The 1894-nt window shown below is 46.7% G+C and carries 1 protein-coding gene; it reads left to right on the top strand.

Features of this window, described 5'->3' with window-relative positions; all coding sequences use genetic code 11:
• Nucleotides 1–330: 330 nt before the first annotated feature.
• A partial coding sequence (locus tag AC1DUO_RS24510) for an aldehyde dehydrogenase family protein (RefSeq protein WP_477989209.1) occupies nt 331–1894 on the top strand: 1564 nt, incomplete at its 3' end.

Genomic DNA, 1894 nt, shown 5'->3' with positions numbered 1-1894 from the left:
CCATTCTCAATATCAAGTTGCTGAAAGGTGTCAGCATCAGTATTTAGTGATCCAGATCAAATTGACGCTGCCTACAAATAGGTAATCTCAGTACATAGTCACTCAGCGTTACATGAAAGATAAAACGTCCAGTGATGAAGGTGATTTATTTAACGTCATCTGCTTTACCCGGTGCTTCACAACTGAAAGCTCTTTGAGCAAATAAAGAGACAAAGACAACACATTGAGAATCTTAGATTTAATTAGTTTCTCACGGTGACTGATAGCAGGTCTATACTAGTCTTTGGCGGATTATTTACTAAAAGAGTTTAACTTTATCAGGAGAGCATTATGGCTGTAACAAATGTCGCTGAACTAAACGCACTCGTTGCTCGGGTCAAGAAGGCACAGCGCGAATATGCCAACTTCAGTCAAGAACAAGTCGATAAGATTTTCGCTGCCGCCGCCCTGGCTGCTGCCGATTCTCGAATTCTGCTGGCAAAACTGGCTGTTGAAGAATCCGGAATGGGTATTGTTGAAGACAAAGTGATCAAAAACCACTTCGCTTCTGAATACATTTACAATGCTTACAAAGATGAAAAAACTTGTGGCATCCTGGGCCAGGATGACACCTTCGGTACCATCACTATCGCTGAGCCAATTGGTCTGATTTGCGGTATCGTCCCGACTACCAACCCAACTTCTACTGCAATTTTCAAGGCGCTTATCAGCCTGAAAACCCGTAACGGTATTATCTTCTCTCCACATCCACGTGCCAAGAATGCAACGAACAAAGCTGCGGATATCGTTCTGCAAGCGGCCATCGCTGCCGGCGCGCCAAAAGATATCATTGGCTGGATTGATGAACCAAGCGTAGAGCTTTCCAACCAACTGATGCACCACCCGGATCTGAACCTGATTCTGGCAACAGGTGGTCCGGGCATGGTTAAAGCAGCTTATAGCTCCGGTAAACCAGCAATCGGCGTGGGTGCAGGTAATACACCAGTCGTTGTTGATGAAACCGCAGATATCAAACGTGTTGTTGCTTCCGTCCTGATGTCTAAAACCTTCGATAACGGTGTCATCTGTGCCTCTGAGCAGTCCATCATCGTGGTTGATTCAGCTTATAATGCAGTCCGTGAACGTTTCGCTTCTCACGGCGGCTACATGCTGCAGGGTAAAGAACTCAAAGCCGTTTCAGATATCATTCTGAAAAATGGCGGCCTCAACGCCGCTATCGTAGGTCAGCCAGCAGTGAAAATTGCTGAAATGGCTGGCATTAAAGTGCCTGCGAATACTAAAGTGCTCATCGGTGAAGTCACCATTGTTGACGAATCTGAACCGTTTGCGCATGAAAAACTGTCCCCTACCCTCGCTATGTACCGCGCTAAGAATTTCGAAGACGCCGTCGCTAAAGCAGAGAAACTGGTAGAAATGGGCGGTATCGGCCATACCTCTTGCCTGTATACAGACCAGGACAACCAACCAGAACGTGTGAATTATTTTGGCAACAAAATGAAAACCGCACGTATTCTGATCAACACCCCGGCTTCACAGGGTGGTATCGGTGACCTGTACAACTTCAAACTTGCTCCGTCTCTGACGCTGGGTTGCGGTTCCTGGGGTGGTAACTCCATCTCTGAAAACGTCGGTCCTAAACACTTGATCAACAAGAAAACTGTAGCGAAGCGAGCRGAAAACATGTTGTGGCATAAACTTCCTAAATCTATCTACTTCCGTCGTGGCTCACTGCCAATCGCACTGGAAGAAGTGGCGACTGATGGAGCAAAACGCGCCTTCATCGTAACTGACCGCTTCCTGTTCAATAACGGCTATGCCGATCAGATCACCAGCGTTCTGAAAGGTCATGGTATTGAAACTGAAGTATTCTTCGAAGTTGAAGCTGACCCGACGC

Source organism: Rahnella sp. P4_A8 (genome assembly GCF_056402435.1).
This window is presented reverse-complemented; position numbering and strand designations above follow the sequence as displayed.